Consider the following 15,209-nt stretch of genomic DNA (forward strand, 5'->3'; position numbering starts at 1 on the left):
CAAACTAGCATTAAACGAAATTTTTTCGTCACTATAGTGTCAAATTATGTCGGTATTGTTGCAGCTCACTTATCAAAAAGAGAGTTTCTCCATGACCGTTAAGAAGACCTTGTTGCTATGTGCCGCGGCACTTGCTTTTCCTCTTTCCGTACAAGCTCAAGATGTTTTGACCTTGTATACCAGTCAGCCAAACCAAGATGCGCAAATGACGGTGGATGCGTTTGAAGCGGCCAATCCAGATATAAAAGTGGAGTGGGTGCGTGACGGAACGACCAAATTAATGACGAAATTGCGCGCGGAATTATCCTCTGGCGTGGTGAAACCCGATGTACTGCTTATTGCTGACAGCGTGACCATGGAATCTATGGTGTCTGATGGCTATTTGTATTCCTATATGAGCCCTAATCGCGATCAATACGAAGATAGTTTGTACAGCAAAGATGGCTATTATTACGGCACGAAACTGATTACTACAGGCATTGTTCGTCATAAACAAGCGCCGCAACATCCAACGGATTGGGCTGATTTCGTCAAGCCTGAATACAAAAACCAAGTAGCGATGCCAAGCCCTTTGTATTCTGGTGCTGCGCTGATTCATCTTGCGACGCTAACTGCTGACAAATCACTAGGCTGGAATTATTTTGAGCAATTACATGCCAACCAAGCGATGGCGCAAGGCGGCAATGGTGGTGTACTAAAAGCGGTGGCATCAGGTACTAAGCCTTACGGTGTGATTGTGGATTTCCTAGCGATTCGTGAAGCGGCAAAAGGTTCACCGATTGAATTTATCTTTCCTAAAACGGGCGTCACCATGGTGACTGAGCCAGTGGCGATCATGAAAGAAGCCAAAAACAAAGCTGCAGCGAAGCGATTTGTGGACTTTCTCTTATCAAAAGAAGGTCAAGCTCTGGTATTAGAGCAGGGTTATTTGCCTGCTCGAAGTGATATTGGTGTACCAGAAGGTTTTCCTAAGCGTGTAGACATTCGTTTGATGCCGTTCGATGCGGCAAAAACATTGCGTGACAATGAAACGAACAAAGAGCGTTTTAGCAAGATTTTTGAAGGTTAAGCAAGATGACTCCTTTGTTACTAAAAAGACGCTTTATGGACGGGACATCCATGGATAGCCAGCTTCGCTGGTTGTCCATCGGACTCTTCATGTTAATCGCAACGTTAAGTGTATTGCCCAGCCTGCGTTTGTTGGTCGAGGCCTTAAGTCATGCTGCCTTTTCTACGTCCTCACCTATGGCAGAAGTACTCAGAAGTGAGCGGACTTGGACGGCATTACGCAATAGTTTTTACACCTCAGGCTTAGGGACGCTCATCGCGGTGATTTTGGGTTGCGGCTTTGGCTTTGTGGTGACTTTAACGAATATTCGTGGTCGCGCCATTTGGGTGTTTTGTTTTATGTTACCGATGATGATTCCGCCACAAGTGACAGCGTTGAGTTGGTTACAACTGTTTGGTCCAGCAAGCCCAATTTTAAATACATTAGGTATAGCGCCAGCGTTGGGCAGCCCACAGCCAATGTATTCGGCGGAAGGCATAGCTTTGTTGTTAGGCATACAAAGTGCGCCATTGGTGTTTCTGGCTTTGCGTACTCAGCTTATTTCATTGCCTCAGGATTTATTAGAAGCCGCTCAACTATCTCGTGCTTCTCAGTTTCGAATTTGGGTCGATATCATTCTACCTTTGTGTCGCAGTGCGATTATCGCTGGCGCCGCGTTAGCCTTTGTTTCTTCTTTGGGTAATTTTGGTATTCCTGCGATGTTAGGGATTCCTGCAGGCTACATCGTTTTACCAACTTTGATTTATCAGCAAATGGCAGGATTTGGTAACGATATGCTGAGCCAAGTGGCGGGCTTGTCGATGATTATTGCGTTGTTGGTGCTAGCGGGAATGTTGTTACAACAATGGCTACAGCAACGCAGTTGTTATGCCTTGTTAGGTCACACCGCGCAGTCGCTGTCTTTTCGTCTTAAGCAATGGCGTTTGCCTCTCGAAATCCTTTTGGCATTGATGTTGTGTTTTATTTTGGTGGCACCGCTATTTGCTTTGATTGTGAGCTCATTGGTGCCTGCTCTCGGCATGCCATTGAACGCGGATACCATTACCTTTGCCGCGTTTTACGAAATGATTGGGCGGCAAGGCGTTACTTCCAGAGCTTTTGAAAACAGCGCGTTTTTGGCTTTTTTCAGTGCTTTAGTCTTGATGCTGGTGTCTTTGCCATTGGGCTACTTGTTGATGCGTTTACCAATGCGCACCAGAGCTGTGATCGCTAGCTTGATTGAAGTTCCTTACGCCATCCCTGGTATCGTCTTAGCCATCGCTTTTATTCTGTTGTTCGCCAAGCCTTTGCCTTTTATCGAGGTTAGCTTGTATGGCACTTTGGGCATTATTTTCTTGGCGTATCTTTCGTGTTTTTTGAGTGTGTGTTTGAAGCCAGTATTAAGCGCTATGTCGCAGCTTGATCCGGCTTTAGAAGAAGCCGCTCAGCTTGCAGGTGCAAGGCCGATACAGCGCTTGATGGACATTATTTTGCCGCTCACTGCACCAGCCTTCTTTGCAGGTGGATTACTGGTGTTTTTGATCTCGATTAATGAACTGACGGTGTCTGCTTTGTTGTGGAGCGCAGGCAATGAAACCCTAGGTGTGTTGATTTTTAATCTCGATGAAAGTGGCGACAGTGTTTTGGCCTCGGCCATTGCTGTGCTGGTGGTTTTGCTGGTCGCAGGGCTAATGAGTTTATTGAGTCTGTTTGCCCCTCGTCTGCCCAAAGGAGTGATTCCATGGCACGGTTAATATTGGATGGCGTTGAAAAATCTTTTCATGGTGCGTCGGTTGTAAAAGGTTTGAATTTAACGATTGAGCCGGGTGAGTTTGTTGCCTTACTTGGGCCAAGTGGTTGTGGTAAATCGACCATTTTAAGAATGCTGGCAGGATTTGAGAACGTTTCAGGTGGTCAAATCATTCATGGCGATGACTGTCTTTCTAGTTCGACGCGTCATGTGCCAACAGAAGAAAGAAACTTCGGCATGGTGTTTCAATCTTATGCACTTTGGCCGCATATGACGGTGAAAGAAAACGTCGGCTATCCGCTTAAAGTACAGAAAACGCCGGTGGCAGAACGCAACAAACGAATTAAAGACGCTCTGGAAATTGTTCAGTTAGAAGAATACGCAGATCGATTGCCAGCGCAACTAAGTGGCGGTCAGCGTCAGCGAGTGGCGTTGGCGCGTAGTTTGGTCACCGAGCCAGATGTGGTGTTGTTTGACGAACCGCTCGCTAACTTAGATAGACATTTGCGAGCGACGATGGAAGAAACCTTCCGCGCCTTTCACAAACGTACTGGCGCGACTATGGTTTATGTCACCCATGATCAATCCGAAGCCATGTCATTGGCTGATAAAATTGCTGTGCTGAATAAAGGGCAATTGGTGCAATGGGGAACACCTCAGGAACTGTATGCAAGACCAAGAAACACTTGGCTAGCGAATTTTATTGGTCGAGGTTCTGTGTTGTCGGTGGCTGCGGTTGCTCCTTCGCAATACGTGAGCGGTACAAATTTGACTGAGTTGATTTGCCAGCATTCACCAGATAAAGCGGCTAGCTCTGTGCTCGTGCGTCCACAAGATATTCATTTCGTCAGCGCGGACGATTCGGCACTGATTGTTAGTGTTCACAGCTGTATTTTTCGTGGTGAGCGTTACGATATTGAATTGACGCTAAAAGATGGCCAGCGCTTACTCGCGTACAGCGATGTACCTATGACGCTAGAAAGCCTGCATCAGGTTCGTCTTGGGCAAGCTTGGTCACTTGAGAGTGAATCATGAAGGTTAGCATTGATATTTTAAGTGGCGCAGGAAGGAAAACCGCCGCCGCGATTTTGGTGACCTACGAGGCAGAGCATCAGTCAAAACCGATTCGTTTTTTACTCGACGCGGGCGGCGCGTTAGAGGTGGGCGAGGACAAAGGCTGGACGCAACCAGATCACTTAGACGCGATTTTAATTTCCCATGATCATCAAGATCATATGGGCGGTTTGATCGATATTGATAGCAAGGTTCCGGTTTACGCGACTTCACCCGTTCAGCAGCAATTGCCTACGCATTTAAACCTTCATACCTTACCTATTTGTGGCTCGACGAATGTGTCTGGCATTAAGGTGACAACAGGTTCGGCAGGGCATTCTTTTGGCGGTGTGTGGCTGCATCTTGATATGGGTGAGGGCGTATTTTACAGCGGTGATTTTAGCCTAGAATCCGGCTTGTATCCTTTTACCATGCCTCCGCTTGCCAGTGTTGCTTTACTCGATGCGTCTTACGGCTTGTATGACAATTCATTAGAGCAATGTAAAAACGCCTTGCTGCATTATCTGAAAGACGAGCGCGCCTTGCTGATGCCCGTTCCGCAAACTGGACGAGCGTTAGAAATGGCCTGCTGGTTAACTTCACTAGGGTTTCATGATTGGACTCTAGGAGAAGATTGCATTGCGCCTGAAACTGTTTTGGCTGGGCCTAAAGATAGTGTGTGCAGCGAGATTAGACCTGTCCTGGAAAATATGAAAAGCCAACCGTTCAATCCCAATGCCAAAGTGGTGCTGTGTGGTGATCCTGATGGATTGAGTGGCGAAGCGGCTGTTTTATTGCAACAACCAGAGCGATATTTGCCGGTTTATACCGGACATTTGCCGGAACACGCTCGTCAGGCCGTGAGCGAAGACAGAGCGCATTTTGAACGCTGGAATGTGCATCCGCGTAAGCAAGATTTGAAACGGCTGGTGGATCATCTTGGCTGCCGTATTTGTGTTCCATTGTTTTATACCATGAAAGATCTAAGTGAGTGGCGACAGGCCCTTGGCCCAAGCGTTACTGCTGATTCTTATATTGAGTTAGATTATGACCTTAATACCTAAACCTTTTGTCTTTGCGCGTCATGCGCAGAGCGAGTTTAACGCCGCGTTTCGTATAGGTGGTTTTACCGATAGTCCGTTAAGTGAAACCGGAATTCAGCAAGCCAAAGATGCAGCGCCAATATTAAGCGCCATTGATTGGAGTGTTGTGGCAACCAGTACGTTACAACGCACGCAAGAGACCGCATTTCATGCGGTGCCAAAACAAACCATTATGGCTTATGAGCAACTTAAAGAGCGCAATTGGGGCGACTTAGAAGGTTGTCCGATAGAACAGCAGCTGCCTTATGACGTGACGCCGCCTAATGGTGAATCTTGGCGAGAGTTCGAGACTCGAGTGCTAGGCGCATTGAATGAGATCCTCAGCGAGCATTCGTGGCCTCTGATCATCGCGCATTCTGGTGTTTATCGAGTGCTAAACAATGTTATCAACGGCACGCCGTATTGCCCAAGAATCGGCAACGTTACTCCTATTTCTTTTGTGCCTAGCCAAGACGAAAACGGCTGGGAAATTACCCCTTTTAAAGGAAGCTTTACATGTTACCAAATGCCGTAATTGTTGATTTAGATGGCACTCTTGCTGAGTTCGATCACACTGAAGTAGCCCATTGGGTGCTTGGTGCAGAAAAGCATTGGGACCCTTTTTTTGAACACATGAAACATGCACCAGTGATCGAAAATGTGCTGCGTTTGGTCAATATTCTCAAGCAACAAGGCCAACATATTTTAATTTGCAGTGGCCGTCCTGAGTCCCATAAACAGCACTCGGTTGAATGGATTCAAAAACACCAAATTCCGTGCGATGGCATTTATCTACGCCCAGACAATGCTGATGCCTTGCCAGACGAGGATGTTAAAAAAGCCTTGTTGGAGAAAATCCACGAAGATGGTTTTACGCCTTGGTTGGTATTGGACGACCGCGACGCTGTGGTTCAAGGTTGGCGTAACTTAGGGCTGACTTGCCTACAGTGTGCGCCAGGGGATTTTTAAATAGAATTATTACCAGAACGACTCAACGGAGCGACAAGCAACATTGAATAAATAGCAGATTTTATCCTCATGGCTAGCCTTGTTATCTAGCTCGCGCTAGCATGAGGAAATTTTATTCGGAGCTTGGCCTATGTTTCAACTTGTTCTTCTTAGTAATCAACAACATATCGATGTAGCAAATCTGTCTCTATCCGCAGAATTAATGGGCTTACCGAAAGATATTCCGATTAGTGTGCAGCAGACATGTCTTATGGGCGGCAAGCAAACTGGCTCACGTTTGATCACGTTGACCGTGGGCGATTCTGTGGTTCGCGTTGTGCCGACTCGTGGCATGGCGGTTCTTGATGTTGTTAGGAAAGATACGACAGGAAAAGAAGTACGATTTGGTTGGGACTCGCCGGTTAAAGAAATCGTGCATCCAAGCTTTGTTAACCAAGAAGCGTCCGGCGGCATTGGTTGGTTAGATGGTTTTAACGAGATGATAGTGCGTTGTGGTTACCAATGGGCTGGGCATCCCGGTCAAGACGGCGACGAGTTTTTAACATTACACGGTCGTATCCAAAACACACCCGCAGACGAAGTGGTTTTAGAGGTCGAGCAGGTACCGCCTTATCGTGTGACTTTACGTGGTCGAGTCGATGAAAAACGTTTTAAATTCACTAACTTTGAACTGCAAACGGTATTGTCATTAACGCCAGATGAGCCTTATTTATTGGTTGAAGATACCTTAACCAATAAAGGTAGTTATCCGCGCGAATACCAAGCTATTTATCACAACAACTTTGCCCAACCGATTCTTGAAGATGGCGCGCAGTTACACGTTCCTATGGCGGAACTATCGCCTTTTAACGACTATGCTGCTGGTGGTTTGAACGATTGGAATCAGATGCCAGCGCCAACTAAAGACTTTGACGAAATGGTGTTTAATATTCGTCCGATTAGTGATGAGAAAGGTTTTTCTTATGCGTTATTACATAACGCCAACGCGAGCTGTGGCATAGAAGTCAGCTATCAAACGGACACCTTGCCAGTGCTTACCGTATGGAAAAATACGGACACACTGGAACAAGGTTACGTGGTGGGAATCGAGCCGGGCACTAGCTTTGCTTATAACCGTTCTTATCAGCGCGACTTAGGTTTGGTGCCGACAATTGGTGCTGGTGAATCGAAGCACTTTGTGGTGCGTTTTGGCTTGTTAACGGATGAATATCAAGTCCAAGCAAGTGTGGCGAATATCGCTCAATTACAAAGTGATCAAACGGCTCAAGTGGTGTCTACACCGATTGTGCGCCTTGGTGAGGCATAGAGGTTCGGGAATAACGCTCCCAGTCGCCCGCTTCCATATATGGAGCGTGGTCTAGGGATTTGTTGTATACGTAAATCCAGCCACGGCCGTAGGGTGAAAAAACACGTTTTCTAATGTACAAGGAGCTTTCTGGCGTCTTTGGGTCATAACCTTCAAGTTGATCCAAAGACGCGAGTATTTCGTCTGATACGTCATACCATTCAACGCGTATCCGACCGCCGTTTTCATGGGTTGATACAATACCCGGAAATTCTCCAAGATTGTGCATGCGAAACCCTGTCAGCCAACCAAGGCCGATGCGTTTGCATTCGGCAAGAAGTTTGTGATTATTCAGCCCCTCACGAAGCGTCCCATATACAGCAACAATGTTTGTAGGCATGTTGAATTCCATCTAATTACAATCAAAGTGTAGAAGATGAACTGGCTTAACGGTCATTTCAAGCCTTGTAGCGGGAAATTACGTTGCCATGACACAACCTTGATGCATTCATGAAACTACTGGCACTCTAGCGCTTGATCTCAGCTTTTTTCGAGGTTTTGACTTTCGAGGCTTTGATTTTCTAAGTATTGACTATGCGATTTTTCATGATCAAGTAGCCAGCGTTTTCGCTCTAATCCGCCAGCGTAACCGGTTAAACTGCCGTCTTTGCCGATCACTCTATGACAAGGAATAACAATGGCAACACGATTCATGCCGTTAGCCCTGGCGACCGCTCGAACAGCCTTTGGGTTATTCAACCGCGTGGCTTGTTCTTGGTAGCTGGCTGTTTCTCCAAATGGAATCGTTCCAAGGGCTTGCCAGACAGCATTTTGGAAGTCGGTTCCTGGAGTATGAAGCGGTACGCTGAATTCGCTGCGTTTGCCTGCAAAGTATTCTTCTAATTCTATTTTTAGCTGTTTCATGTGGGCGTTTTCTCCCGCAACAATCGGCGCTTTTAAACGGCGTTGTAAGTCTTCAAACTCTGTTTCTAACATGCGTCGGTCGACAAATTCCAACAGACAAATTCCTTCGTCAGTGGCGCAGACAAACATAGGGCCAATGGGCGTTGTCAGCCTATCGATTAAAATCACAGCATTCTCCAAATTTAGGGTCGGTGCATGACCGAGTAACTTTTTAAAAGTGTAACCGAAACCACTCAAAGAATCGTAGCCTGAATCTAACGCAGTATTGGTGGCGCTTTTGCCTGTTTTTAATTCTTGGAACGCATAATTAATACGATACATGCGCTGAAAGGTTTGAAACGTCATGCCGTAATGTTGATTAAACCAACGACGCACAAAGATGGGTCGTATTCCAGATTCTCTCAATTCTTGGTCGTTGATTTTCGCCTTAGTACAGTCTCGCACAAGGTTCATTGCCGCTTGCACTTCATAAGGTGCTTCATGAGCGTTTTCAGTGGGGCGACAGACTTTACAGGGGCGAAAACCTGCGTCCATGGCGTCTTTGAAATGAGTGTAAAACTCAACGTTCTCACGTTTTGGTTTGCGTGCTCGACAAGTTGCAATGCAGAAAATAGAGGTTGTTTTGACGCCGACAAAAAATACGCCTACATAACTAGGTTCTCGGTTTAGTAAGGCTTGATAATAACCATCGGCTTGTTTTTTATCTGTTATTAACATGCGTTTGTCCGTTGTTTGAATAATGGCTGAGATCGTGTGTATTTAGGTGTTGTTTGTTGAGTTAGGTTAGCTTGATTGCCAACGAAGCAACAACCGAAAACTGGACGAGTATTTTTTATTATTTTGAATAGGGTTATCGATTATTTCCAAATACGAAATAGAAGCTTAAGGAATAGCTTATATATCTTGTTTTTGTAGAAGGATAGAGTATTCATCATACTATTAAGTGATGATTAATAAGGATTCCTCATGTCTAGTACTGTTGTGATACAAGAACCTAATTCGCCGACGCGTTTATTTTTATTATTTCACGGTGTTGGCGCCACACCACAGAGCTTGGCGCCTTTGGGTTATGTTCTCGCTAAATCTTTCCCTAAGGCTATTGTAGTGTCGCTACAAGCGCCCGATGCGTCTGATTTTGGACAAGGCTATCAATGGTTTTCAGTGCAAGGTGTGACAGAAGAAAATCGAGTGGAACGCATTGAAGCGGCGATGCCAGCCTTTGTTGAAACAGTGAAAGATTGGCAGCAAAAAAATGGATTGAACGCGGAACAAACGACGTTAATCGGTTTTTCCCAAGGGGCAATTATGTCTTTGTCTTCGACACAAATGGTTGATGAAAAACTAGCGGAGAAAATCGTGTCGTTATCTGGGCGCTTTGCCTTACTACCAAAGAGAGATCCAAAGAAAGATCTCGTGAATACGCAAATACATTTTATCCATGGTAATCAAGATAATGTGATTGACTATCGCCTGTCTAAATCAGCGTATGATGCCTTGATAGACTCTGGTGCAATGACGACTTATGATCTTATTCCTCATCTCGCTCACAGCGTGAACCAAGCGGTGGTGGATTGTTTATTGCAGCGTTTGTGAGTTCGTTGAATAGCGCGATAAAAATTGAAAACATGGCATAGCAAATGCTTATATATTTCTTTCATCTCCATGTTAGGTCCACACTTATGAAGTTCACTGCGTCGTTTTTATTACTAGCGTCCACTATGGCTTACAGCACTATCGCGCAAGCCGATCGTTTAGAAGACATTCAAAAACAAGGCTATATCACTGTTGGAACCACGGGCGATTACAAGCCTTTTTCGTATTACGATGGCAGCACTTTTTCAGGTTACGATATTGATGTGGCTAAGTATTTTGCGACAGAGATGGGCGTGGAAGTGAAGTTTGTGCAAACGACATGGAAGGACTTATTAAAAGGTTTGGATGATGACAAATATGACATCGCCATGGGCGGTATTACTCGTCGAATTTCTCGCCAAATGGCAGCGGAACAAAGCCAAGGCTATATGACATTTGGTAAATGTTTTCTTGTTACTCAAGGTAGCGAATCTTTGTTTGATACGCTAGAAAAAGTGAATAAGCCAGAAGTGAAAGTAGGCGTAAATATTGGCGGCACCAATGAAAAATTTGCCGATCAGTATCTTAGCAAAGCAACTATCGTTCGTTTTGAAAATAATCTAGATGTACCGAAAGCAGTCGAAACAGGCACTGTTGATGTGATGGTAACAGAAACGCCAGAAGCTCTTTATTATCAAGTCATTAACAAAAATTTAGACGCGGTACGTGAAGAAAATCCGTTTACCAAAAGTCAATTTGGTTATTTGATTCCAGAGGGTGAGCAGCGCTTGTTGAATACCGTTAATTTCATGATGGATGAGATGAAATTAAAAGGTGTTGATGAAACCTTGATGGCAAACAATTCTCTTAAATAAGTCATTTTCTATCCGCTCAACTTTTTCTTAGATGAGGAAGTTGAGCCAGTTTCATCTTCCTCTCCTTAATAATCTTTTGTCAGATTGCCTAATTCTCCTTATTATTCGTTTCCTCTTTTTATTCTCTTCCGACTCGCTCAAGAGTCAATTAAGGATGATGTTATGGATTACAGTTTATTCACTGTTTCGCTTTTGATCGGTACAGGTTTTCTTGCTGGCATTATTAATACTTTGGCGGGCGGTGGTTCTAACCTGACTTTACCGGCTTTGATGGTCATGGGGATGCCGGCTGACATCGCTAATGCGACCAATCGTGTTGGGGTATTTTTACAAAACGTGGCAGCGACATTTGGCTTTCGTAAAGCCAAAAAGTTGGACAACGCTGACATCCTGCCGGTGATGATTCCATCCTTGCTGGGCGGCGTAGTGGGGGCTTTCGCAGCCAGTTATGCACCAGAAACCTGGCTCAAGCCGCTATTGTTAAGCGCCATGATAGGCATGACGTTAATTATGATTGTCCGACCTACCATGATAGCGCCACCAGAAGGCACTGTGCCGTTTAAAGTCTCGGAAAAACCGAGTGCATGGATTGCCCTATTTATCGCTGGTGTGTACGGCGGTTTTGTTCAAGCGGGTGTCGGTTTTATCCTGATTGCTGCATTGGCTGGTACTTTACGTTATGACCTAGTACGCACCAATGCGCTAAAAATGGTGTGTACGCTGGGTTTTACTGGCTTGGCATTAGGCGTATTTATTTGGAATGACCAGATCCTATGGATTCCTGGATTGATCCTTGCTTCTGGCACCATGCTAGGTTCATTCCTTGCTGTAAAAATGGCCATAAAAGCCAACCCGAGCCATCTAAAATGGTTCCTTTTCATCATGACAGTTTGTGGTAGTGCCGCAGCCCTTTTAAGTGATTAAAGAACTAAAGGATCCATTCATCCGGCTTATAAAAAAACAGTGATTTATTAAAAATAAAACATCGTTTTAATTTATTGTCTTTCCTGATAGTCTATTCTCCTATATAGAGAGCACTGCCATAGCGTGTTCTCTATATTCTTGCCAATAAAAATAAAAATGCGATTTGAAAATACGCATAGCGAGTCTTCTTAATCTGCTTATTTTCAATATCTTTGGAGAATAAAATGAATAGAAAAATTTTAGCGGCGTCTTGTTTGGCGGCCAGCTTAATTGCCGGATGTTCAGCTGTAAGCACGGATAACTCGTCACAGAAGCTGTCAAATACTGGAAAGAATAGTATGTCGCAAGATATGACGCGTGCTGTTCTTTCTCACAACGATGGCTGGGCTGCTGCCGAAGGTCAAGTTACGGGTGGATCAGATGCGCTTGATGCACATATTTACACCGTCAGTAGTCGGAAAGCCTTTGTTGATGCGCTAAAAGAAGCCGGCAACTCGCCTAAGATTATTCGAATTAGTGGCACGATTAACTTGTCATCTAATGATCAAGGCCGTGAACTGACCGAAGCAGACTATCGTGTTGCGCCTTATAATTTCGAAGATTATAAAAATGCTTATGCACCTGCTGTTTGGAACATACAGCCACTTATCAAAAAACGTCCAAATAGAGATTTAACCGGCCCTCAGGAAGAAGCTCGTTTAGCCTCGGCTAAAAAACAAAAAGATCAAATTGTCATTGATGTCCCTTCTAATACCAGCATCATTGGTTTAGGTAAGAACGCAAAAATCATTAAAGGCACTTTGCAAATTAGTGCGGGTGTCGAAAATGTCATCATTCGAAATATTGCCTTTGAAGACGCATTTGACTATTTCCCAGGTTGGGATCCAGGTGACAGTTTCAAAATCGATCCAAACTATCCCGGCTGTATGGGGGAATACGTTAATGCCAATCAAGGACCACAGAAGTGTCCGGGCGGACGTTGGAATTCTGAATACGACCTGATCTCCATCAACGGCGGTAAGCGCGTCTGGATCGATCACAGCACTTTCTCAGATGGGGATCGCCCAGACTCCATGTTCCCGCCCGTCTATCCGTTCCCACAGAATGAAATCACACAAAAAGTTCAGCATCATGATGGCTTGGTTGATATTACCAATCAGGCGGATCTAGTGACGATTTCTAACAGCTATTTCCATGATCATGATAAGGCTTTCTTGATTGGTAACAGTGATGGCAAAACCGCAGACACTGGCTATTTACGAGTTACCTTGCATGGAAATTACTTTAAAAATGTCGGTCAGCGTATGCCGCGTGTTCGTTATGGCAAGGTGCATGTGTATAACAACTATTTTGTCGGTAATGCACAAGGTGACGGCGTTGGCGCCAATGCTTATGAGCGCCATGTGGATTCTTTGATTAACAAACCTAAACATAATATTGTTCGTCAAGTTTTGGGTGCGGGTAAAGAGTCAGCGATATACTCAGAAGCCAACGTTTTTGAAATTGAAAACGGCAATCCTTCCCATGCGATTGGCAATATGAAGGGTAAGGTCGCTTATGATCAAGGCTCTATGTTCAACGGTAAAATGATTGATATCGTTGAAGGGGCGAACAAAGCAAGTGGCAAGCCACTTTCTAAAGATGTGGGCTGGACACCAACCTTATATGGCCCAACGCCAGTATTGCCTGCTAGTGAAGTCATTGACTACGTCAAAGAAAATGCAGGAGCTGGTAAACTTTAGATCTGAAATATAGAGTGTTTTCTTTTATGCCGATGCCATTTTATCTAAATACATCGGCATTTTTTTGTTCATCTTTTCTCAAAAAAGCAGTTTTTTTCTCCCAATAAATCGTGCCTTACACAGCTAAACCATTATTTACATTATATTTATTCTTTTTCTTAATAAGTTCGTTTACTCTTCAATAAAGGGACGATGTAGGCACATCTTTTGCTGGAGTGCTAATTAGTTACGCTAAAATTAGCACTCTACAATTACGTAAGGAATGACTTATTTTTAAAGATAGAGGTCTACTTAGTGGTATCGCTTTTAGAAAGGTGGTTTGGTACTCAACATACGCATCCTGATTTTCGTTTTCGAGGATTTTTGTTTTCAGCCTTGCTGTTTATCTCTTCTAGTTTCGTTTTCTTCATTTATTATAATTTGGTCATAGACTATTTTCCGCCAATGTTAATAGCGAACTCTGTGTCGTTGTTCTTTTGTATCATTGGTGGATATTACCTGCTGATAAAAAAACGTCCAAAAGTTGCTGCGACTATTCTTCAACTTATTGTTTCTATAGATACTTTTATACTTATCTTAATCGATGGTAATGAAGAATTTGCACTCGTTTTTGCATTTCTAACGCCGGTGATGGGGGTTTTTCTTCTAGGTTATCGTAATGGGTCGATACTCAGCCTTGTGTACTTTGCTGGTATTTTCTATTTTTGTTTTACGCAAATGGATACTTGGCAACCCGAGATATTTCTTCCTATCAGCTTGATACACTTTTCTTTTATTTATTCGTTACTGCTAATTGTGTCTTTTTTCTATGATTCTAGCCGTCGAAAAGCTTACCAAATGATGGAAGAGACTAATCGCCAGTTACAAGAGTTGGCCACCACAGACGTATTAACTAAGCTGCGTAATCGGCGCTACATGGAAGATCAATTACTAAATGCTATAGGCAATCATTATATCGCCATGCTGGATGTAGATGATTTCAAAAAAGTGAATGATCAGTTTGGTCATGATCAGGGCGATAAAGTACTGATGAAGCTGGCTGAAGTTTTAATGCATAATATTGACCTGTTGGATACCGTGGGTCGTTGGGGCGGTGAAGAGTTCATTATTATTTTTGCAGAACAAAACCTTGCCCAATTAGAGGAAAAGCTAAAGCAACTAAATTATAGTGTTGTGCATACTGATTTTGGTATTGGACGGCCGATCACTATTAGTATTGGATTGGCGAATCACTATGCTAATAGGCATCGAGACTGCATACGAGCTATGGATCAAGCACTTTATGATGCGAAAGCCAACGGAAAAAATACCTACAGTATCGCTAGTTAACACATATGGTAAGGGGCATCTAAGTGTATACACCAAAGCATTTTGAAGTAAACGATCTCCAGGAGCAGTTAGCCTTTGTTAAAACCTTTCCCTTCGCGACGTTAGTTTCGAATGGTGATGACGGTTTGAATGCCGAGCATATTCCTATGTTGGTTCATGTCGATGCAGAGAATAGGGTTGTCTTGCAAGCCCATATCGCCAAGGCCAATAAGCTTTGGCAGAACCTAGCGAATCAAGCGGATGTATTGGTTATTTTCCAAGGTGAGAATGCCTACATCACGCCAAACTGGTATCCCTCTAAAAAAGTAGATGGCAAAGTGGTTCCAACGTGGAACTATCGCGCCGTTCACATTAAAGGCACGATAGATTTTATGCATGAAGCTGAATGGAAACTATCGTTACTGGAAAAACTCACCAATACTCACGAACAAAAACAACCTGCGCCTTGGTCAATTTCTGATGCACCACAGGAATACATCGACAGACTGCAAGCTGCTGTTGTTGGCGTTGAAATCACCGTGACTGATATTCAGGGTAAATTTAAACTTAGCCAAAACCAAAGTGCCGAAAACAAAAACGGCGTACGAGATGGCTTAGCTGAAGTGCAGCATCCTATGGTTGATGTAATGCAAAAGATATCTAGTTAAATGTTTTAC

Annotated in this window: 15 protein-coding genes; 13 read left to right on the top strand and 2 right to left on the bottom strand. The window is 44.1% G+C overall.

From position 1 onward, the window contains the following. Positions 1-91 precede the first annotated feature (91 nt). The 7 genes from CCS02_RS12490 (at position 92) to CCS02_RS12520 (ending at position 7,208) form a co-directional block, all read left to right on the top strand. Positions 92-1,069, top strand: coding sequence for an ABC transporter substrate-binding protein (locus CCS02_RS12490; RefSeq protein ID WP_100636724.1), 978 nt, complete (start codon positions 92-94; stop codon positions 1,067-1,069). A 50-nt stretch (positions 1,070-1,119) separates the two neighbouring features. Then, a complete protein-coding gene (locus CCS02_RS12495; RefSeq protein WP_100636725.1) occupies positions 1,120-2,802 on the top strand; it encodes an ABC transporter permease in 1,683 nt (560 codons plus the stop codon). Next, the gene (locus tag CCS02_RS12500; RefSeq protein ID WP_100636726.1) at positions 2,790-3,833 is read left to right on the top strand and encodes an ABC transporter ATP-binding protein; all 1,044 of its coding nucleotides are present in this window, start codon (positions 2,790-2,792) and stop codon (positions 3,831-3,833) included. Before CCS02_RS12495 ends, CCS02_RS12500 begins: the two co-directional genes overlap by 13 nt. After that, positions 3,830-4,915 carry an MBL fold metallo-hydrolase gene (locus CCS02_RS12505; protein WP_100636727.1) on the top strand — a complete coding sequence of 362 codons (1,086 nt, stop codon included), beginning with the start codon at positions 3,830-3,832 and terminating at the stop codon, positions 4,913-4,915. Before CCS02_RS12500 ends, CCS02_RS12505 begins: the two co-directional genes overlap by 4 nt. Beyond that, the gene (locus tag CCS02_RS12510; protein WP_100636728.1) at positions 4,899-5,468 is read left to right on the top strand and encodes a histidine phosphatase family protein; all 570 of its coding nucleotides are present in this window, start codon (positions 4,899-4,901) and stop codon (positions 5,466-5,468) included. Before CCS02_RS12505 ends, CCS02_RS12510 begins: the two co-directional genes overlap by 17 nt. Further along, positions 5,450-5,902 carry a phosphatase domain-containing protein gene (locus CCS02_RS12515; RefSeq protein ID WP_072838636.1) on the top strand — a complete coding sequence of 151 codons (453 nt, stop codon included), beginning with the start codon at positions 5,450-5,452 and terminating at the stop codon, positions 5,900-5,902. Before CCS02_RS12510 ends, CCS02_RS12515 begins: the two co-directional genes overlap by 19 nt. Before the next feature lie 130 nt (positions 5,903-6,032). After that, positions 6,033-7,208 (top strand): aldose 1-epimerase family protein, encoded by a 1,176-nt coding sequence (locus CCS02_RS12520; protein WP_100636729.1) that lies wholly within the window; start codon positions 6,033-6,035, stop codon positions 7,206-7,208. Here the strand turns inward: CCS02_RS12520 and CCS02_RS12525 are convergent. Then, the gene (locus CCS02_RS12525) at positions 7,177-7,587 is read right to left on the bottom strand and encodes a gamma-glutamylcyclotransferase family protein (protein WP_232728872.1); all 411 of its coding nucleotides are present in this window, start codon (positions 7,585-7,587) and stop codon (positions 7,177-7,179) included. The two genes, CCS02_RS12520 and CCS02_RS12525, sit on opposite strands and share 32 nt — an antisense overlap. A 140-nt stretch (positions 7,588-7,727) precedes the next feature. Continuing rightward, on the bottom strand, positions 7,728-8,828 hold the full coding sequence (locus tag CCS02_RS12530) for a bifunctional transcriptional activator/DNA repair enzyme AdaA (RefSeq protein ID WP_100636731.1): 1,101 nt from the start codon (positions 8,826-8,828) through the stop codon (positions 7,728-7,730). A gap of 249 nt (positions 8,829-9,077) precedes the next feature. Here CCS02_RS12530 and ypfH point away from each other — a divergent pair, with 249 nt between their 5' ends. From ypfH to CCS02_RS12560, 6 genes are all read left to right on the top strand, one after another. Further along, positions 9,078-9,704, top strand: a complete 627-nt coding sequence (gene ypfH, locus CCS02_RS12535; protein ID WP_100636732.1) for an esterase — start codon at positions 9,078-9,080, stop codon at positions 9,702-9,704. Between the two features lie 86 nt (positions 9,705-9,790). Next, complete coding sequence (locus CCS02_RS12540; protein WP_072838631.1) at positions 9,791-10,558, top strand: transporter substrate-binding domain-containing protein; 768 nt, start codon at positions 9,791-9,793, stop codon at positions 10,556-10,558. Positions 10,559-10,720: 162 nt separating this feature from the next. Next, on the top strand, positions 10,721-11,482 hold the full coding sequence (locus CCS02_RS12545; RefSeq protein WP_100636733.1) for a sulfite exporter TauE/SafE family protein: 762 nt from the start codon (positions 10,721-10,723) through the stop codon (positions 11,480-11,482). A gap of 224 nt (positions 11,483-11,706) precedes the next feature. Further along, a complete protein-coding gene (locus CCS02_RS12550; protein WP_100636734.1) occupies positions 11,707-13,224 on the top strand; it encodes a pectate lyase family protein in 1,518 nt (505 codons plus the stop codon). Between the two features lie 462 nt (positions 13,225-13,686). Beyond that, positions 13,687-14,553 (top strand): GGDEF domain-containing protein, encoded by an 867-nt coding sequence (locus CCS02_RS12555; protein WP_157807994.1) that lies wholly within the window; start codon positions 13,687-13,689, stop codon positions 14,551-14,553. Between the two features lie 23 nt (positions 14,554-14,576). After that, on the top strand, positions 14,577-15,200 hold the full coding sequence (locus tag CCS02_RS12560; RefSeq protein ID WP_100636736.1) for an FMN-binding negative transcriptional regulator: 624 nt from the start codon (positions 14,577-14,579) through the stop codon (positions 15,198-15,200). The last annotated feature ends 9 nt before the right edge of the window (positions 15,201-15,209 follow it).

It is taken from the genome of Marinomonas sp. ef1 (assembly GCF_002806845.1).
Taxonomy (GTDB): domain Bacteria; phylum Pseudomonadota; class Gammaproteobacteria; order Pseudomonadales; family Marinomonadaceae; genus Marinomonas; species Marinomonas polaris.

What these genes read in the sequence shown, in the direction of transcription:
- CCS02_RS12490 (WP_100636724.1), top strand. Translation starts at nt 92, where the DNA reads ATGACCGTTAAGAAGACCTTGTTGCTATGTGCCGCGGCACTTGCTTTT.
- CCS02_RS12515 (WP_072838636.1), top strand. Translation starts at nt 5,450, where the DNA reads ATGTTACCAAATGCCGTAATTGTTGATTTAGATGGCACTCTTGCTGAG.
- CCS02_RS12505 (WP_100636727.1), top strand. Translation starts at nt 3,830, where the DNA reads ATGAAGGTTAGCATTGATATTTTAAGTGGCGCAGGAAGGAAAACCGCC.
- CCS02_RS12540 (WP_072838631.1), top strand. Translation starts at nt 9,791, where the DNA reads ATGAAGTTCACTGCGTCGTTTTTATTACTAGCGTCCACTATGGCTTAC.
- CCS02_RS12520 (WP_100636729.1), top strand. Translation starts at nt 6,033, where the DNA reads ATGTTTCAACTTGTTCTTCTTAGTAATCAACAACATATCGATGTAGCA.
- CCS02_RS12510 (WP_100636728.1), top strand. Translation starts at nt 4,899, where the DNA reads ATGACCTTAATACCTAAACCTTTTGTCTTTGCGCGTCATGCGCAGAGC.
- ypfH (WP_100636732.1), top strand. Translation starts at nt 9,078, where the DNA reads ATGTCTAGTACTGTTGTGATACAAGAACCTAATTCGCCGACGCGTTTA.
- CCS02_RS12530 (WP_100636731.1), bottom strand. Translation starts at nt 8,828, where the DNA reads ATGTTAATAACAGATAAAAAACAAGCCGATGGTTATTATCAAGCCTTA.
- CCS02_RS12525 (WP_232728872.1), bottom strand. Translation starts at nt 7,587, where the DNA reads ATGCCTACAAACATTGTTGCTGTATATGGGACGCTTCGTGAGGGGCTG.
- CCS02_RS12550 (WP_100636734.1), top strand. Translation starts at nt 11,707, where the DNA reads ATGAATAGAAAAATTTTAGCGGCGTCTTGTTTGGCGGCCAGCTTAATT.
- CCS02_RS12495 (WP_100636725.1), top strand. Translation starts at nt 1,120, where the DNA reads ATGGATAGCCAGCTTCGCTGGTTGTCCATCGGACTCTTCATGTTAATC.
- CCS02_RS12500 (WP_100636726.1), top strand. Translation starts at nt 2,790, where the DNA reads ATGGCACGGTTAATATTGGATGGCGTTGAAAAATCTTTTCATGGTGCG.
- CCS02_RS12545 (WP_100636733.1), top strand. Translation starts at nt 10,721, where the DNA reads ATGGATTACAGTTTATTCACTGTTTCGCTTTTGATCGGTACAGGTTTT.